The 18,767-nt window shown below is 68.4% G+C and carries 13 protein-coding genes and 1 pseudogene; 1 reads left to right on the forward strand and 13 read right to left on the reverse strand.

Annotation, left to right across the window (positions count from 1 at the left end; all coding sequences use genetic code 11):
- Positions 1-5: 5 nt before the first annotated feature.
- The 13 genes and pseudogenes from AC07NI_RS07705 to AC07NI_RS07765 form a co-directional block, all read right to left on the reverse strand.
- On the reverse strand, positions 6-3,119 hold the full coding sequence (locus AC07NI_RS07705) for a TonB-dependent receptor (RefSeq protein WP_494617578.1): 3,114 nt from the start codon (positions 3,117-3,119) through the stop codon (positions 6-8).
- Positions 3,120-3,212: 93 nt separating this feature from the next.
- Positions 3,213-4,175, reverse strand: coding sequence for a FecR family protein (locus tag AC07NI_RS07710; protein WP_494617581.1), 963 nt, complete (start codon positions 4,173-4,175; stop codon positions 3,213-3,215).
- On the reverse strand, positions 4,139-4,729 hold the full coding sequence (locus tag AC07NI_RS07715; protein WP_494617583.1) for an RNA polymerase sigma factor: 591 nt from the start codon (positions 4,727-4,729) through the stop codon (positions 4,139-4,141). The genes AC07NI_RS07710 and AC07NI_RS07715 overlap by 37 nt, the downstream gene beginning before the upstream one ends.
- Positions 4,730-5,011: 282 nt before the next feature.
- A complete protein-coding gene (locus AC07NI_RS07720; RefSeq protein ID WP_494617586.1) occupies positions 5,012-7,792 on the reverse strand; it encodes a PAS domain S-box protein in 2,781 nt (926 codons plus the stop codon).
- A gap of 46 nt (positions 7,793-7,838) precedes the next feature.
- Complete coding sequence (locus AC07NI_RS07725; protein ID WP_494617589.1) at positions 7,839-8,477, reverse strand: chemotaxis protein CheC; 639 nt, start codon at positions 8,475-8,477, stop codon at positions 7,839-7,841.
- Entirely contained in the window at positions 8,474-8,857 is a 384-nt protein-coding gene (locus AC07NI_RS07730) for a response regulator transcription factor (protein WP_494617591.1), read from the reverse strand. Before AC07NI_RS07730 ends, AC07NI_RS07725 begins: the two co-directional genes overlap by 4 nt.
- Positions 8,858-8,911: 54 nt before the next feature.
- Positions 8,912-9,157 (reverse strand): hypothetical protein, encoded by a 246-nt coding sequence (locus tag AC07NI_RS07735; RefSeq protein WP_494617593.1) that lies wholly within the window; start codon positions 9,155-9,157, stop codon positions 8,912-8,914.
- Entirely contained in the window at positions 9,154-11,049 is a 1,896-nt protein-coding gene (locus AC07NI_RS07740) for a chemotaxis protein CheA (protein WP_494617594.1), read from the reverse strand. Before AC07NI_RS07740 ends, AC07NI_RS07735 begins: the two co-directional genes overlap by 4 nt.
- Positions 11,046-11,879 (reverse strand): CheR family methyltransferase, encoded by an 834-nt coding sequence (locus AC07NI_RS07745; protein WP_494617596.1) that lies wholly within the window; start codon positions 11,877-11,879, stop codon positions 11,046-11,048. Before AC07NI_RS07745 ends, AC07NI_RS07740 begins: the two co-directional genes overlap by 4 nt.
- Complete coding sequence (gene cheB / locus AC07NI_RS07750) at positions 11,876-12,967, reverse strand: chemotaxis-specific protein-glutamate methyltransferase CheB (RefSeq protein ID WP_494617598.1); 1,092 nt, start codon at positions 12,965-12,967, stop codon at positions 11,876-11,878. The genes AC07NI_RS07745 and cheB overlap by 4 nt, the downstream gene beginning before the upstream one ends.
- On the reverse strand, positions 12,964-14,388 hold the full coding sequence (locus tag AC07NI_RS07755; protein WP_494617600.1) for a chemotaxis protein CheW: 1,425 nt from the start codon (positions 14,386-14,388) through the stop codon (positions 12,964-12,966). Before AC07NI_RS07755 ends, cheB begins: the two co-directional genes overlap by 4 nt.
- On the reverse strand, positions 14,385-15,500 hold the full coding sequence (locus tag AC07NI_RS07760; RefSeq protein WP_494618311.1) for a methyl-accepting chemotaxis protein: 1,116 nt from the start codon (positions 15,498-15,500) through the stop codon (positions 14,385-14,387). The genes AC07NI_RS07755 and AC07NI_RS07760 overlap by 4 nt, the downstream gene beginning before the upstream one ends.
- Positions 15,489-16,307, reverse strand: a pseudogene (locus AC07NI_RS07765) (methyl-accepting chemotaxis protein); the annotation flags it as partial. The gene AC07NI_RS07760 and the pseudogene AC07NI_RS07765, both read right to left, overlap by 12 nt.
- Positions 16,308-16,569: 262 nt before the next feature.
- Here AC07NI_RS07765 and AC07NI_RS07770 point away from each other — a divergent pair.
- Positions 16,570-18,756, forward strand: a complete 2,187-nt coding sequence (locus AC07NI_RS07770; RefSeq protein WP_494617603.1) for a catalase — start codon at positions 16,570-16,572, stop codon at positions 18,754-18,756.
- Positions 18,757-18,767: the final 11 nt, after the last annotated feature.

Below are 18,767 nucleotides of genomic sequence, written 5' to 3' on the forward strand. Positions count from 1 at the left end.
CAGCCTCAGAAGCTCAGATTGACGCCGAAGGTGACGGTGCGACCGCTGTAGGTCGCCCCCTCCAGGTAGCGCGCGCCGGAGCCGTAGCGCTCGTCGACGATCGGCTTGTCGCCATCGTTGAGGATGTCCACGGCGTTGACGAACACCTTGGCCCGCTTGTTGATCGCATAGCGCAGCTGGCCATCGAGCGAGCCATAGGCTTCCTCGGTGATCCGCGTACCGTAGCTGGAGAAACGCACGGCCTGACGCGAGCGCCAGCCATAGGCCAGGGTCCCTTCGAGCCCGTACTTCTGGTAGGTCGCCGCGAAGGTGTAGATCTGCTTCGGCGCGTTGAAGAACACGCCCTTGGCGATGTCGTCGACGCCGGGATCGGCCTTGCTGTGCTGCAAGGTGGCGTTGGCGTAGACGCCCAGGCCGCCCCACGGGCCCGGCAGGTCGGTGAACTGGCGAACCAGGTTCAGCTCCAGGCCGTAGACCGTCGCGCGCTTGCCGTTGGTATAGGTGGTGACGTCGTCGATCTCCTTGCCGACCAGGCGCGGATCGTTCTCGAAGCGCGCCCGGTCGCCCTCGGTCTCACCGGCCACGCCGCTGAAGATGAAGCGGTCGATGCGCTTGTAGTAGACGCCGGCCGACACCGTGCCGATCGAGCCGAGATAGTGCTCGAAGCCCAGGTCGAAATTGTAGGAATAGGCCGGCTTCAGGCCCGGATTGCCGACGGTGACGTCGACCTCGCCATCCTCTTCCTCGATCGTGGTCGCGCCGGAGATGAACAATGGCTCTGGCCGGGCGATCGAGGTGAAGAACGCGCCGCGCACCACGGTGTCGTCGCTGGGCCGGTAGTTGACCTGCAGGCGAGGCAGCCAGCTGGTGTAGCTGGCCCTGCCGGTGACCGGGGTGAAGGTCGGCGCCTGGCCTTCCAGCGCCACGGCCTCCCAATTGTCCGAGGCCACGCGGGTGTGGTCGACGCGCAGGCCGCCGATCGCCTCCCACGCCCCCCAGACGCCCTTGGCCATCAGATAGCCGGCATAGATGTTCTCGCGGCTCTTGTAGCTGTCCTCGTCGCGCGGGATCACGCCGTCCTCGACATAGGCGTTCTCGAAGTCCGGATTGGTGTCGACCAGCTTCTGCGAATAGGTCCGCCAGGCCTTCACCTGGGCGATGTCCAGCGAGAGGAATGGGGCGTAGGGCGCGCCGGTCTTGGAGACGTCGACCAACGGCCCGACGCCGAAGGCCTTCATGGTCAGCGGGCCTTCCAGCTCCATGACGTTGCCCTCGACCAGCTCGCGCTTGGAGCGCTCGGCCTTGGCCCCGAACTTCACCGAGCGCAGCCAGCTGGAATTGGGCTCGTAGGTGACGTCGATGTGGGCGGCGGCGCGGGTGTTCTTCTGATCGTCGATGTCGATGTCGTTGTAGCCGAGCTCGTACTGCGAGGGATCGGCGATGCGCGCCCTATCGGCCGCCGTCAGATTGGGCCGCGGGAACTTGCCCGAGAAATCGTAGCCGAACAGGTTGCTGTCCAGATCGACCTTGAAGGCGACTTCGTTGTCGAACGGCTCGTTGCGGACGCCGGCCGAATAGCCCAGGCCGTAGTTGAAGGTGAAGGCGCCCTTCCGCGTCCTGCCCGTCAGCACGTAGGACTGCTGGGTCAGTTCGGTCTCTTCGTACTGGTTGAAGATCTCGGCCGAGCCGGGCTCGGTCAGGATCAGCTTGCCGTTGTCGTCGTATTCGTCGGTGCCGCCCTCGAAATAGATCTCGCGGCTAAGCTCCTGATCGTACAGGCGATTGTAGCTGCCCTTGAAGGTCAGCTCGGTGTCCTCCGACACCGCCCAGTTCAGGGCGACATTGGCCGAGATGTTCTCGCGCTTATCCTCGTACTGGGCGACGTGGTACTGCAGGGGCGTCACGCCGCTGGTGGGATCGTCCTCGACGAAGCTCAGATAGTCCTCGTCCTGGTAGAAGACGAAGCCCTTGGTCTTGCGCTTGGAATAGCCGCCCGAGACCAGCACGCCGAACTGGTCGTGATCACCGAAGCGACGGGCGGCGGTGCCCTGGAACATCGGGCTGGTCTTGCCGGCCAAGTCGTGGTGGAAGCCGCTGAACGTCAGGTCCAGCACGGGCTTGGCGAAGTCGAAAGCCGTGGCTGTCTCCAACACCACCGCGCCGCCGATGCCGTCGGCGTCCTGGTCGGGCAGCAGGGTCTTGTGCACGGTGATCGACGACAACGCGCTGGTCTGGATCATGTCCAGCGGCACCCGGCGGTTTTCCTTCTCCGGCTGGGCGGCGTTCATGCCGTTGATCTGGGTGTTGTTCAGGCCGCTGTCCAAGCCGCGGATCGAGACGTAGCGGCCTTCGCCGGCGACTACTTCGCGCTGCACCGAGACGCCGGGCATGCGGCGCAGGGCCTCGGCGGCGTTCAGGTCGGGAAAGCGGCCGGCCTGGTCGGCGGCGACGACGTTGCTGAGGTTGTCGGCGTTGCGCTGGCGGCTGAGGGCGCGGGCCTGGCCGGCGCGCTGGCCCGTGACGATCAGCTCCGAGACCTGGGAGCCGCCCAGGACGGTGGTGCGTGGCGCGTTCTCGCCGGACGCGACCTGGACGTCCTCGTTCAGGTCGGGAAAGCCGAGATATTGAAACGTCAGGCTATGGGCGCCGGACGTCAGGTTGCCGAAGCGGTAGCGGCCCTCGGAGTCGGTGACGGCGGTCTGGCCGTCGCCATCGACGCGCACCAGGACGCCGGAAAGCGGGGTCTGACCTTCGGCCTGGCGGACCAGGCCCGAGAACTGTCCCTGCCCCGCCTTCCTGGCGGACACCAGGCCGATCGTGCGGCCGTTGTCGCTGTCGACGACCAGCGGCGAGCCGGCCAGCAGCAGGGTCAGGGCGGCGCGGGCGGTGTAGCGGCCCTTCAGCGCCTTGCTCGCGCGGCCATCGGTCGCGTCATAGGGAAACAGGATCTGCACCCCGGCCTGACGCGAGAATTCGTTGAGCGCGGAGGCTAGGCCCTGAGCGGGAATGTCGAACGTGATCTCGGCCGTCTGGGCCCAGGCGGCGGGCGCCGAAACGGCGCAGGTGGTCGCCATCAGCGCGGCCAGAAGGCGCGCGCTCGAAGAACGCTTCAAGGTCATAGGGTCGCTCCGATCAGCCGCTCACCCCCGAATGGGCAGGCTGCGTCATAGAGACGCTCGGGCGTGGCCCCGGCTCTATGCCGACCGCGATTTTTATTCGGAACGGGTCAGCATGATGGTGTCGCCGCCCGCGTCCACCGCGTCGATATCGAAGCTGGAACGCAGCGTGGCCAGGAAATCGGTCGGGTCGGAATTGGTGAACCGACCGCCCAGCCGCAGCTTGCTCAACTCGGGATCGGCGATGACCATCTTCTTGGTCAGGTAGCGATTGTACTCCTCGACGACCGCGCCGAGCGGGGCCCCCTGGAAGACGATCTCGCCGCGCCGCCAGGCCGAAACGTCGTCCACCGACTCCGCGGACGCGGCCTGGACGAGGGTGCGCGAGGCGGTGGCCAGGACGCTCTGGCCCTGGCTGAAGCGGGTCGCCGGGGCGCCTTGCCCTCCCGAGGCGTGCAAGGCCCCGGCGCCGCGCAGCACCAGCAGATTCAGCGAGCCGCCGCGCAGGCGGGCGTTGAACTCTCCCGTCCCCAGGTCGGCGGTGACGGCGCCGGCGTTGAGCGTGCACGGACGCGTGACGGATGGCGGCACGATCAAGGCCGCCTCGCCGCGCTCCAGCCAGACCTCGGTCGCGCGCGCCCCGCGCCGCCACGAGATCTTGCTGTCGGTGTTGAGCTCCACGGCCACGCCGTCGCCCAGCGACACGCGACGGCGCTCCCCCGGCAAGGTGCTGGCGGTCGAGCGAGCGAAGGACTTGGTGGCGAACGCGCCCGCTCCGACCACCGCCGCCGCGCCGACCACGCCGGCGGCGCGCAGGAAGGCCCGGCGCGAAGATTGCGCCGGCGCGGGCTCCGCGCGCTGGAGATCGGTCAGCGCCCCGGCGTCGCCGAGTTTCGACCAGAGACGGCTTATCTTGGCGAAGGCGGCGGCATGGGCCGGGTGGGCGTCGCGCCAGCGTTCGAAGGCCTCGAGATCAGCGGAGCCGGAGTCGAGGCGCGACAACCAGAGGCTGGCCTGGTCCCTTATCGCCTTGTGGTCGACTTGGTCCTGCGGCTCCATCCGGTCTCACGTTCTCCTTGGACGGGTTCCTCCGCCATTTCCGCCGCGTCCAGCATCTGCGCCAGCAGGCTGAGGCCCTTGGCGAGATGCTTCTCCATAGTAGAGACGCTTATGCCGAGCCGCGCCGCTACGTCCTTGGGCGACATCTCGTCGAACCGTCGCATTATCACGACCCGCCGCGCCTGTGGCGGAAGCTTTTGGACCGCGGCGATCAACCGCCGCAATTCGTCGCGATCGGACAGCTGGCCCAAGGCGTCGACGCCCAGGTCCGCCTGCTGCAGGTCCTCCACGGCCGCGACGCTCTCGAACGAGACGATACGGGCGCGGCGGATCTTCTGGATGCCGAGATTGCGGATGATCTGCAGCACATAGGCCCGCGGATTGGCCGCCTGCCGCGCGCCCTCGTGGGCGAACATCCGGGCATAGGCGTCGTGCACGAGGTCGGCGGCTTCATCGAAATCGCCGGTGAGCTTCCTCGCCAGCTTCAGATACTGCCGCTCATACGGCAGCACCTGATCGATGAACCAATGATCGAACTCCCTGAGCCATATCATTGGGTCGCACCCGACGTTTCCAAAGCTTCGTCGCCGCCGTGCTTAAGGTCGAGCTGAGACAGTATCGCGACAGAGCCAGTCCAGGGTGGATGAGGCCGATCACGGCAAGTCGAGAAACGGCTGGGCTTACACCTCGGCGAAATACCGCAAAGACCTTGGTCGCGGACGCGGACACGGCCATCTGACGCCTAAGGACGGCGTCGCGCCAAAGTGACGACAAAGGCGAGAGTCCGTAACGAGTCGCTGGTCGACTTCAGCTCGAGCAAGATCGCTCGCCTATCGTCAGATGACGGCGGGACCATCCGCCCGCTCCAGGATCGCGCCGATCCTGCGGGCGAGGTTATCGATGGCGAAGGGTTTGGTGATGATCTCCATGCCTTCGGCCAGAAAAGCGGTCTGGTCGGCGGCCTGTTCGGCGTAGCCGGTCATGAACAGGATCGGCAGGTTCGGCCGGCTTTCCCGAGCGATCTCGGCGAGTTGGCGGCCGTTCATGCCCGGCAGCCCGACGTCGCTGATCATCAGGTCGATCGGACGCCGCGACTGCAGGATCGGCGTGGCGTCGCGGCCGCCCTCGGTCTCGATGGCGCGGTAGCCGAGCTCCTCAAGCACCTGGATGACCAGCATCCGCACCGAAGGGTCGTCCTCGACGACCAGCACGGTCTCGCCGGCGCCGATGTGGGTGGCGTCTTCAAGATCGGCCTCCACCTCGGCGATGTCGCCATGGTGGCGTGGCAGGTAAAGGCGGATGGTCGTACCGACGCCTTCCCGGCTCTCGATCTCGACATGGCCGCGCGACTGCTGGACGAAGCCGTAGATCATCGACAGGCCCAGTCCGGTGCCCTGCCCCAACGGCTTGGTCGTGAAGAACGGGTCGAAGACCTTGTTCAGGATGTCGGGCGACATGCCCATGCCGGTGTCGGAGACGCTGAGCTCGACATAGTCGCCCGGCTCGGCGCGGTCGCTCTTGGCCAGCCGCTCGGCCGATAGCACGACATTGCGCGACGCGATCGTCAGCCGCCCGCCCTGGGGCATGGCGTCGCGCGCGTTGATCGCCAGGTTGAGGATGGCGCTTTCCAGCTGATTGTCGTCGGCGACGACCGTCCAGACATCCTTGGCGACGGCGGTTTCGAGGCGGACCTGTTCGCCCAGCGTCCGCCTGAGCATGTCCTCCATCGATCCGACCAGCGTCTCGACATCCAGTGGACGGCTGTCCAGGGACTGGCGACGGGAGAAGGCCAGCAGGCGATGGGTCAGCGCCGCCGCGCGCAGCCCCGACTGCATCGCCGCCTCCAGGAAGCGGTCGGCGTCGGCGACGCGGCCTTCGCCGATCCGGCGACGGACCATGTCGATACCGCCCAGGATGCCGGTCAGCATGTTGTTGAAGTCGTGCGCCAGGCCGCCGGTCAGCTGGCCGACAGCCTCCATCTTCTGGCTCTGGCGCAACTGGTCTTCCAGCAGCTTGCGCTGAGTGATGTCGCGGCCGACCGCATAGACGACATCGCCCTCGGGCACTGCCGTCCAGTTGATCCAACGATAGGCGCCGTCCTTGGCCAGCACACGACAATCGAAGTCGGCGACCGCGTCACCAGCTAGCAGTCCTGCTGCGCGTTCACGCGCATGGGCCTTGTCGTCGGGATGGACCAGGCCGCCCATCGGCACGCCGACCAGATCGGCGGCGTCGTAGCCCAACAGGTCCTTCCAGGCCGGGTTGACCGCGCGATAGACGCCGGTTCGGTCGCCGATGCTGAGCAGGTCGCGCGACAGATTCCAGATTCGGTCGCGCTCCTGCTGGCTGACCTCGACCCGCTCCTCGAGCGCCGCCGCCAAGGTCCGCAGACGCGCCTCCGAGCGTTTCGTGGCGGTGATGTCGTACAGAACGCCGATGAAGCTGACGCCGCCGGTCGGCGCCTGCTGGTATTCGCCTCGACAGACGAGCCAGCGCTCTTCGCCGGTATCCGCGCGGCGGATGCGGAATTCGTGGAAGGCCGCGCCGATGTCCGTCTCGCGCTCGCGCCCGCTGATCAGCGGCGGGTCGTCGGGATGCATGACCGAATTGATCGTGCGGATCGGCAGGCTGCGCGCGGGCTGCAGGCCGAGCAATCGGCAGAACTCGTCGGAGACGTCGGCCGTGCCGAAGCCGCTCAGATATTCGAAACTGCCGATGCCGCCAGCGGTCTGGGCGATCCGCAGCCGCTCCTCGACGCGCTTCTGGTCGGTGATGTCGGCCAGGACGCCCGAGAACCGCACCGGGTTCTCCTGCTCATCCAGGAAGGTGCGGCCGCGCGCCGAAACCCAACGCACCTCGCCGTCGATCACGACGCGGTAGTCGCGCGCGAAGACCTCGGCCCCATTGAGAGCGCCGGCCACGGCGATCTTCAGGCGCATGCGATCTGGCGCGAAGACAGTGTCGAAGAATACCGAAGTCGGCAGGCCCTGTGAGGCCGCGACGGGATCCAGGCCATAAAGGGTGGCGAAGCGCGCGTCGGCGACTAGGCGGCCGCTGGCGATGTCCCACTCCCAGGCGCCGGCCGCGCCGGCCACGGCCTGGGCGACCCGCAGCCGCTCCTTGGCCTCGATCAGACGCTGACGCGTGAGATTGAGTTCGCGGCCGAGGTCTTCGTTACGGTACTCGCCGCTCACATCAGCCTGGGTGGCGATGCGGAACGCCGGGCGCCCCGCCGCGTCGGCGACGGTGGTGATGTTGAGACGGTTCCAGAACTTGGAGCCATCGCGACGGGCGTTCAGCAGGTCGGCGTTGGCCGCGCCGGACGCGGCCAGAGCGACGGCGATCCGCGCCACCGTGTCGGCGTCGGTCTCGGCGGTCTGCAGGAAACGGCAATTGCGGCCGACGACCTCGGTGGCGTCGTAGCCCGTCAGGACTTCGAAGGCGGCGTTGACGAAGACGATCGGGTCGTCCTTGCGGCGCGGGTCACTGACGGCGACCGCCATGCCCGAACCGACCAGCGCGTCGAAAAGCGGACCGGCCAGGGCGCGCAAGGCGTCCAGGTCCGCGGCCGCCCCCCGGTTCACTCGGCGGATCGCTGGATCGACGATGTCATTCATGACCTCGCTACAACGCCAAGCTGGGCAATAGGTTCAGGCACGCGCGTCAAGCGACGTCGCCCGCGACGCGCTCGATGAAATCGTTGATCAGCGCTCGCAGGGCCTGCAGCGATGGCAAGTCCATCAGCATGGCGATGTACCCGCGGATGTCGCGATCGTTGATCGCGAAGTTGATGTAGAGGAACAGCACCACCCCGCCATCGGCGTGCTTGGCCGACAGGCTGAACAGCGCCGCGCCGTCGCCCCGAAACACCTCGGGCAAGGACATCTGCAGAGGCCTCTGCAGCATGTTGGCCATGGTCGCCAGGCAGCTGTTGAGCACCACATTGCCGGTCTCGGCCAGCGCCTCGTCTTCCATCTCCAGCGCTTCGCCCGCGGACAGCGCGCCCCCGGTGACCGCGTGGACCAGGGCCAGGCTGTTGGCCTGAGGAAAGATCAGCAGGGCGCGACCGGAGAACACGCCTTCGAAGTCCTGACGCACGGCGACCAGCTCGCCCGCCTCGCGCTCGCGGATCAGCGTGGCGGCGCTGTCGCGGGTCATGACCTCGACCGAGGGCACGGACAGCAACACCTGCTGGCCGACCATCTTACGCAGGCTGCTGGCGGCGCGGCTGACACCGATATTGACCAGTTCGGTCAGCGCGTCGCGCTCCAGCTCCTCCAGGAAGATGGTCTGAACACTCATTGGCCGCTTGACCGCAGCCGCAGGGCCGCGCCCGAGATGAAACCCCGCATGCCGTCCTCGGTGACGGGCTTGGCGATGAAGGTGGCGTTGGCCGCGCGGGCTCGCGCGATGATTTCGTCCTGAACGTTCGCCGTGGCGACCGCGATGGGCATGTCCGCGAAGCGTCCACGCAGGTCCTCGGCCAGCTCCAGGCCGTCGCGGCCGGGCATGTTGAAGTCCAGGACCACCAGATCGATCTTTTCGTTTTCGAACAGAGACAGCGCCTCGTCGGCGTTGCCAGCCTCCAGCCGACGCCACTCTGGCTGCAGGGCCGCAATCGCCTTGCCGACCACGATGCGGGCCAGCTTGCTGTCGTCGACGATCAGAACCGTCGTACCCATGAAACCCCTCCAACCTTGCCGCCTTCACAAGGCGACGAACACAATAGTCTCGACCTAGTCGGCCTTCCGGACGAGCGCCGGAAGAAGACGGCCCCGCAAGAACGACTCGGCTGGCTCGCCGACGACGGACGCATCGAATGCCAGCAATACCTGTACGACGGCGGCATGGAGGCTGTCACACCCCGATATGTCGACAATCACGCCTTCGGAAGGCTGTAGCAGAGCTGTGAGCGCCTCTGCGTCTTCCACCCGACAGTGGCCGCTCAAATGGATGACGTCGCGGTCGCGGGAGGCCTTCATGCCAGAAGCTCCGCCAGGTTCAGGATCAGCAGCACGTCACCGTCGGACGTCAGGGTCGATCCGACCACGCCGGCCGCGCCGGACAGCAGGCCGCTCATCGGCCTGACCACCGCATCGATGCGATCCAGGACCGCGTCGACGGCGAAGCCGACGAGTTCGCCATCAACCCGGGCCACCACGACGCGATCGACGGCGCTAAGGTTTCCGCCGGCGCCGCCTACCGTTTGTTCCAGCCAGACCAGCGGCACCACCTCGTCGCGCAGGACGAAGGCATGGCCGGCGCGGACAGGAACGACCTGGCTCGCCGACACCCGCGTGACCTCGACGATGTCTTCCAGCATCAGGCCGAAATGCTCGTGCCCGGCCACCACCACGAGCAGGCGCGCCAGCACCATGCGGATCGGCAGGACCAGCCGGATCGTCGAGCCGCGCCCGAGCTGGCTGGCGACCTCGACCCGGCCGCCCAGCTTCGCCGTGGCCGACCGCACCGCGTCCATGCCGACCCCACGTCCGGAGACGTTGCTGACGGTATCCGCGGTCGAGAAGCCGGGCAGGAAGATCAAGTCGATCAGATCCGTATCGTCCAACGCGCTCGCCGCCACCTCGTCGATAAGGCCGCGCGACAGGGCTCGGGCGCGGATGCGCGCGGGATCGACGCCGCCGCCATCGTCCGTCACCTCGACCACCACCTGATCGCCGACCGCCCGAGCCAAAAGCTTGATGACGGCCTGGGCGGACTTGCCGGCCGCCTGGCGGATCGCCTCGGCCTCGACGCCATGGTCGACGGCGTTGCGCACCACATGCAGCAAGGGCTCGAACAGGCCGTCGACCACGGCCTTGTCGACCTCGACCTCGCCGCCCTCGACCTCCAGCGACACCGCCTTGCCCAGGCCGGCGGCGATCTCGCGGACCAGGCGCGGGAAGCGCCCGAACAACGGCGTCAGCGGCGTCAACCGCGCGCGGCCGACCGTGGCGTGCAGGCTGGCGACCAGCCGGTCCAGCTCGGCCTGGCGCGCCCGCAAGGCCGAACCCAGCCCCTGCCCGCCTTCCAGCCGGTCGGCCTGGGCGGCAAGGTCGCCAAAGCCGCTCTTGGCGACCACCAGTTGGTCGGTGATGTCGGCCAGCTGATCGATCCGGGCGGCGTCGATGCGCAGCGTGCGCCGGCTCGTGTCGGCCTCGATCGGCGTCACCGGTTCGACGGGCGTCGGCGCCTGCCGGGTCAGTTCGACCTGATCGCGCACCAGCCGCAGGGACGCCTCGACCAGGCTCCAGTCCGCCGTGGACAGGGCCTGGATCACCAGGTTGCAGGTGAAAGGATCATAGAGCGCGCGGTCGCCAACCGGCTCGCGCAGGTCCATGCGCAGCTCGGCCAGGCCCGGCACGGCCGAGATGATGGCGATCGGATCGTCGCCCGTGAAATAGCAATCGGCGCGCGGCGTATAGCGGATGGCGGTCCCCGCCTTGCCCGCGAAAGGCGCGGCGCTGTCTCTGGCGGCGACAGGGGCCGCCGCGCCGTCTTCGGCCGATCCCAGCGCGGCCAGCAAGCGGTCGGCGACCGCGTCCGCATCGGCCGGTAGCGCGCCGGTCGCCTCCAGCGCGTCCAGCCAGCGCTCAACCTGGTCCACGACCGCGACGAGCCTGTTGAAGTCCGACGCGACCGCCGCGCCACCGCGCAGGGCGCCCAGCCTGTCCTCGGCCACGTGCAGCACACGCCCGAGCGGTTTCAGCCCCAGCAGGTCGGCGGAGCCCTTGAGGGTGTGGACGGCGCGGAAGCAGCTGTCGAGCCGCGCGACGTCCTGTGGCGCGTGCTGCAGGGCCGCCAGATCGGCGCTGGCCTGCAGCGCCTGCTCGCGGCCTTCGATCAGGAACTGGGCCAGGAGTTCGTCGATCACCGCGCGTCCTCCGGGCGCTGGAACACCACCGCGTCCTCGAACCGACGGACGAGGAAGCGCTCGTCGATCCGGCTCATGGACTCGGTGTGGCCCAGACACAGATAACCGCCCGGCGTCAGTCGGTCATAGAGGTTTTGGGCGGCCGTCAGGCGCGAGGCCTCGTCGAAATAGATCAGCACGTTGCGGCAGAAGATCACGTCGAACGCGCCCTGCTCCTTTAGGCGCACGCCGTCGATCAGGTTGGCGTGGGTGAAGGTCACGGACTCGCGCAGGTCGTCGATGATCTTGCGGCGATGGCGCTTGGCTGGTTCGAAATAGCCCTCTCGCACGGCCTCCGGCAGCCGAGACAGGGCGCGCTCGCCATAGAGCCCCGCGCGGGCGCCGTCGAGCGCATGGGTGTCGATGTCGGATCCGACGATCTCGATGTTGTAGGCGTCGACCAGGCGCCAGTTCTCCAGCAGCCACAGGGCGATGGAATAGGTCTCCTCACCGGTCGAACACGGCAACGACCAGATCCGCACCTTGTCGCCGGGCCGTCGGCGCGAAACGATATCGGGCAGCAGCTCGCGGCCCAGGCAGGCCAGCTGGTGCTCCTCGCGGTAGAAATAGGTCTCGTTGACCGTGAAGGCGTTGATCAGGGCCTGGCGCTCTTCGCTGTCGATACGCAGCAGCGACATGTAGCTGGCGAAGTCCCCGCCGGCGTGCGCGAGCCGATCGGTCAAGCGGCGCTCGATATAGTAGCGCTTGGCCTCGCCGAACCACATGCCGGTCTGGCGATAGAGATAGTCCCGCAACCGTTCCAATTCGTCGTCGGTGAAGGCCGCGGTCATCGCGGCACCATCGCGACTAGGCGGCCAGCTATGGCCTCCAGCGGTTCGACCGCGTTCGCGCCGCCGGCCCGAACCAGCGATCCCGGCATGCCCCAGACGACGGCCGTGTCCTCGGCCTCGGCGATCGTCAGGCCGCCAGCCTTGTGAAGCGCCGTCATCTCCCGCGCGCCGTCATCGCCCATGCCGGTCATCAGCACACCGACGAGTTGTTCGGGCGGGACCTGGGCCATGGCGCTGGCGACCAGCCGATCGACGCTCGGATGCCAGCGGTACTTCTCGTCCGCCGGCGCCGGCAGGGCCACCAGACCGGACACACGGCGACTGACCACCATGTCCGCGCCGCCACGCGCGATGTAGATGCCGCCCGCCTCCAGACGCGTAGGCGCCGTCACCTCGCTGACGGTCAGAGCGCTCAGCCCGTTCAGCCGCGATGCCAGCGAGCCGGTGAAGGTCGCGGGCATGTGCTGGGCGACAAGGATAGGCCACGGGAAGTCGCCAGGGATGTCACAGAGCACGGTCTCGAGCGCGGCGGGGCCGCCCGTCGACGCACCGACCACGACCAACCCCTTTGGCTCTTTCCCGACTTCGCCGCTCGCCGCCTTGATGGTTCGGATCGGGCGAAGCGGTGGTCGCGTCGGACTTTTGATCTCGCCGCGTCGCGCGCGAAGGCGCTCGACCAGGCGATGGGCGCGCCCGACCCGCGCGGTCGCGGCGGCCCGGACTTTCTCGACCAGGACCGGCGCCAGTTCGCCGGCCGCCAAGGACATGACGCCATCGGGCTTAGGCACGAAATCGACCGCGCCGAGTTCGAGAGCGGTCAATGTTTCCTCGGCGCCAGCGGCGGTCAGCGAAGAGACCATCACGACCGGACATGGCCGCTGCAACATGATCTGGTCCAGGCACTCCAGCCCGCTCATGCCCGGCATCTGGACGTCGAGAGTCACGACGTCGGGCAGGAAGCTGCTCAGCTTCGCCAGGGCCTCGACCCCATCGCGCGCGATGGCGACCTCGAAACCAGCTTCGGAGAGGATTTCGCTCAGGACGCGCCGGATCAGAGCCGAGTCGTCGACGACCAGGACCTTTGTCACGAAGTGGATGACGCCCGGGTCATGTCGCGCAGCAGGTCGGCCTCGGCCCGCGCGAGCAGTGTTTTCGGATCGACCAGCAAGATGACTTCGCCCCCGCGCTCCACGGCGCGATCGAACAAACGGGCCTGATCTCCCGAGAGTTTCGGCGCGGGCAGCAGCTCGTCCGCGCTGATTTCCAGGATCTCGCTGGCGCCATCCACCGCGAAGCCGGCTTGCAGGCCGTCCACCGTGACGACGACCACGCGGCCGTTCGCGGCCGGCTGACCGGGCGCCGAGAAGCGCAGGCGCTGGTCGATCACCGGCAGGGTCTTGCCGCGCAGGTTCATGACGCCCCGAACATACGCCGGAGCCTTGGGAAGCCTGGTGAATTGGTCCGGCGCGCGCACGACCTCGTCGACGGCCGCGATCGGCAGACCGTAGCGCTCGTCGCCGAGCCGAAGGATGACGAAGCGCTCGCGGATCGCCGCCTGTCGGGTCTCGGCCATATCGGCCTCCTTGGAACCACTTCCGAGCGCCAGCCACTGGGCTACACGTTCGTCGCTCAACAGGCGATCCGGGGTCAGGATCGCCAGGACGCCGCGGCCATCGGCCAGCCGCAGCACCGTATCGATGCGCGCCTCGCCGCCGCCGCGGTTGAACAGGCTGGGCGCCTTGCCCAGGCGATCGGCCGAGGCCCGCACGATCGCATTGACCTCGTCGATGACCAGGCCAACCCGCTCGCCGCCGACGCGCACGACCACGAGGCGTCCGTTGATCGTGTCGCCCGCCAGGCCCAGCAGGCCTCGCGCCGACAGCACTGGCAGGACCTGGTCGCGATAGTCGCTAACGCCTAGCAGCACCGCCTCGGTGCGCGGGAGTTCGGCGATAGCCTTCGGAACGGCCGCCACCTCGACGACGGCGTCCAGCGGCAGGCCGTAGCTCTGTCCCACGAGGCTGAACCCCAGAAAGGCGAGATCGGGTTCGCTCACCTGTTGAAGCGTCGGACGCGCCGCCTCGACAGCGACCGCCCGGCGACGCCCCCGATCAACGGCGAACTTGGCGTCCAGCGCTTCGTCCAGATCCAGCCAGGGCGTCCCGTCGGCGCGCGAGAGCCGCAGCCGGGTATCGCCGTCCTCCGCCTCGCCGTCGGCGAACGCCAGGGCCTCGACCCCGTCGACGACCAAACCGACCGGCGGGTCGCGCCGCAGCACGACGACGCGGTCACCATCCTCGCCGTCCAGGCCCAGCATCTGTCCCAACGACACGATCGGCAGAACGGTCCCACGCAGATGCGCCACGCCCAGCAGACCGGGCGGCGCGTGCGGCACGCGGGTCAGCCGGGGACGCTTGATCACCTCGGCGACGGCCTGGGCGGGCAGCGACATCCGGGCGCCGGCCGCTCGGACGGTCAACCGTCGACGAGCGCCGTGGTCCGCGCTCATGCCTCGGCCGCGCGCTGGAGCTCGCTGGCCAGGAGAGCGATTTCCTCGATCGCGGCCGCCAGCTCCTCGGCCGCCTGGGACTGCTGACGGGCCGCGACGGCGGCCTGGCTCGCCGCGGCGCTGGCCTGCTCGGCGGCGACCGCGATCTGGCTCACGCCCGCCGATACCTGGGCGCAGGCCGATAGGATGGCCTCGCCGCCCTCGGCGATATCATGCGCGCCCGCGCGCAGCGCCTCGGCCTCCTGCACCACCGCCCCGAGCCGCTCTTCGATCGCGCGGTTGCGATCGACTTCCACCTCCGCGACGGCCACGGTCTGGTCGACCTCGCGGCGGACCTTGCCGATCTGCACCGAGATCGCCGCGATCAGGTCCTTGACGGACTCGGCGTTTCCCGACGCGTCTCGCGCCAGGGTCCGGATATCGCCGGACACCACGGCGAAGCCGCGACCGGCCTCGCCCGCCCTGGCCGCCTCGACCGCGCCGCTGGTGGCCAGCATGGTGGTCTGGACGGCGATCAGCGAGAGCCCGTCCACCAGCTTGGCGGTCGCCGCGCTTTCCAGTTCCAGAGCTTCGACGGCGTCCAGCACCGAGCGATTTTCGGCCGTGGCCGCCTCCACATTCTCGACCAGCGACGAGATCGCCTGACGGCTTTCCTCCAGCAGCCCCCGCATCGTCTCGGCCCGCGTCGCGCTCTCCGCGCCGTTGACGCTGGACAATCGCGCGGCCCGCTCGATCTCGGTCATCGCGGCGCTGGCCTGCTGGGTCGCCGCGGCCTGGATCTGCGCGCCTCGGCTGATCTGGTCGATGGCGACGAGGATTTCATCCGCCGAACCGGAAAGCTCCTGGATCGCCGCTGAAAGTTCTTCCGCCGCCGCCGCGGTCTCGCTGGCGGCGGAGGCCGCACCGGCCCCCGTGGTCCCGATCTCGACCAGTTCGCTCAGGGACTCGGCCGCGCTCTGGCTCTGGTCCAGGGACTGCCCCTGCTGCTGGATCGAGCGCTGGGCTTCCGTGGCGGCCGCGGCCTGTTCCTCGGCCGCGCTGGAGATGCTTTCGGAACCGCGTCGCATCTCGTTCGTCGCGGACGCGGCCTCCACGGCCGCGATCAACACCATCTGGCTGTCCTGGCTCAGCCGCGCCATCTCGGTACGGATCGTCTCCAGCGTCGACAGGATCCTGGTCGCCGAGGCCGCCTCGGCCTCGGCCGTCGTCGCGGCGCGGCGCAGGCGTCCACCGACGTCGCGGACCATCGTCGTCATGCGCTCGGCCGAGTCCTTGATGTTCCCCGATCTCGCCTCGGCCGCCTCGGCCAAGGCCCGCACTTCGTCGGCCACGACCGCGAAGCCACGCCCCTCGTCGCCCGCCCGCGCGGCCTCGATGGCGGCGTTCAGGGCAAGGAGATTGGTCTGGTCGGCGATGTCGGAAACGGCGACCGTGATCTCGTTGATCCGCGCCGCGTGCTGGTCCAGTTGGGCCACGGCGTCGACGGTCATCAACTGGCGCCGAGCGTTGGCCGCCACGGCCTTGATGGACGCGCCGACCGCGGCGCCAAACTCGGTCAGGATGCCCTGCAGCGCTTCGGCCCGCTGACGCGCCGCCTCGGCGCGTTCCCGCCCCTCCCGGAACTGCTCGGTCATCGCATTGGTGGCCGCGAGCGATTCGTGCGCCGCCCCGGCGGCTTCCTCGGCGCCGCTGGAGATCTGCGCCAGGGCGCGCCGCAACTCCTCGACGGCGCTGGCGGCCTCGGCCAACCCGCTGCTGAGCTCGAGCACCGCGGCGCTGATCCGCCCCTCGGCGCCCTCCCGATAGGCGCGAGGCTTGCGGGCCGGGGCGCGTTTGACGGCGGGCTGCTCATCTTGTGCGGCCGGCGTTCCACCCGTCTTGGCGCGACCAGCCAGCCTCGTCGTCTTCACAAGCGCCATCTGGTCAATCCTGGAACACTCCTCAGCCCACCCGAGCGCCCGTCGCGATCAGCGCTGAAGAGCGGTCATACAAGCATGGATATGTCGCACCGCTCAACACGGCCCGCCGCCAATCGCTCCGCTTCCTGATGCGCATATGGCTGGTAGCGGGTGGCTAAGCGTCTTTTTCAGGTCGATCCGAGCCCCTGTGTCGGCTTGACGACCGCAACCTCGACTTGCGGCCGACGTTAGCCCTGCACATCCATCCAATCGGAAGACGCTCATGGCCACCCCGGCGAAGACCAAGGCCACGCGCGCCAGCGCCAAGCCTTCGACCGCACCCAAGATCCCGCAACCCGCCGGTCCCTCGACCGAGGGCGAAGTCCTGGTCGCGCCCGGCGGCGAGACCCACCAGCAGGCGGACGGTCCGGACACCCAGCTGACCACCAACCAGGGCGTGCCGATCGGCGATAACCAGAATTCGCTGAAGGCCGGCGCGCGCGGGCCGGTGCTGCTGCAGGATTTCATCCTGCGCGAAAAGATCATGCACTTCGACCACGAGCGCATCCCCGAGCGCGTGGTCCACGCCCGTGGCTCGGCCGCGCACGGCTTCTTCGAGTGCCTGGACTCCTGCGCCGATGTCACCGCCGCCGACTTCCTGCAGCGGCCGGGCGAGCGCATCCCGGTGTTCACCCGCTTCTCGACCGTGGCCGGCAACAAGGGCTCGGCCGACCTGCCGCGCGACGTACGAGGCTTCGCGGTCAAGTTCTATACGCAAGCGGGCAACTTCGATCTCGTCGGCAACAACATGCCGGTGTTCTTCATCCAGGACGCCATCAAGTTCCCCGACCTGATCCACGCCGCCAAGCAGGATCCCGACCGCGAGTTCCCACAGGCGGCCACCGCCCACGACACCTTCTGGGACTTCATCTCGCTGACGCCCGAGAGCATGCACATGATCATGTGGGCGATGAGCGACCGGGCGATCCCGCGCTCGCTGCGCATGATGGAAGGCTTCGGCGTCCACACCTTCCGGCTCGTCAACGCGGCGGGCGACAGCACCTTCGTCAAGTTCCACTGGCGACCCAAGCTGGGCGCCCAGTCGGTGGTCTGGGACGAGGCTCTGAAGATCAACGGCGCCGATCCCGACTTCCACCGCCGCGACCTGTGGGAAGCGATCGAGGGCGGCGACTTCCCCGAGTGGGAGTTTTGCCTGCAGACCTTCACCCAGGAACAGGCGGACGGCTTCGACTTCGATGTGCTGGACGCCACCAAGCTGATCCCCGAGGAGGTCGTCCCCCTGCGCGTGGTCGGCCGCATGGTGCTGGACCGCAATCCGGACAACTTCTTCGCCGAGACCGAGCAGGTCGCCTACTGCGCCGCGCACGTGGTGCCCGGCATCGACTTCACCAACGACCCGCTGCTGCAGGGTCGGCTGTTCTCGTACCAGGACACCCAGCTCAAGCGCCTGGGCGGACCCAACTTCCACCAGATCCCGATCAACCAGCCCAAGTGCCCGTTCCACAACCTGCAGCGCGACGGCCACATGCAGATGGGCGTGCCCAAGGGTCAGGTGAACTACGAACCTTCCAGCCTGGGCGCGGCCGTGGCGCGGGAGTCGCTGGAGACCGGCTACCAGACCTTCCCCAATCCCGAGGCCGGCGAGCAGCTGCGCCTGCGGCCCGAGACCTTCGCCGACCACTACACCCAGGCGCGCCTGTTCTTCGCCAGCCAGACCAAGCCCGAACAGGACCACATCGTCGCGGCCCTGGTCTTCGAGCTCAGCAAGTGCGTGACGCCGCGCATCCGCGAGGCGGTGTTGTCGCGCCTGATCCACATCGACGACTTCCTGGCCCAGTCGGTGGCCGAGGGCCTTGGCTTCCCGGGCAAGATCGTTCCCGCCCCCGCCCCGATCGCGGCCAAGGACATGGAGCCCTCGCCGATGCTCAGCCTGCTGGCCAAGGCCACGCCGACCCTGGAGGGCCGCAACGTCGGCGCTCTGGTCAGTGACGGTTGCGACGACAAGCTGGTCGCCAAGCTGAAGGCCGCCGTCGAAGCGGCTGGCGCGAAGCTGCAGATCATCGGCCCGACCATCTATGGCGTCACCATGGCCAGCGGCGCGGTGCTGCCGGTCGACCACAGGATCGATGGCGGTCCCTCGGTGCTGTTCGACGCGGTGGCGATCCTGCCGTCCGAGGACGGCGGCGAGCAGCTGGCGATCGAGGCGGCGGCGGTCAACTTCCTGCGCGACGCCTATGGCCACCTGAAGGTCATCGCCTACCTGCCGTCCGCCACGCCGCTGTTCGCGGCCGGCGGGATCACCGAGGTCGGCCCCGACGACGACGCGGGCCTGATCGCCCTGCCCGACGCCAGCCTCGACGACTTCATCGCCGCGGCCTCGGCCGGCCGCATCTGGGCGCGCGAGCCCCTGGTGCGACCGCCGCCCAAGCCACTGGTCGCGGCGGCCTAGGACCCTCCTGG

This window comes from Caulobacter sp. GW821-FHT10E02 (genome assembly GCF_059415225.1).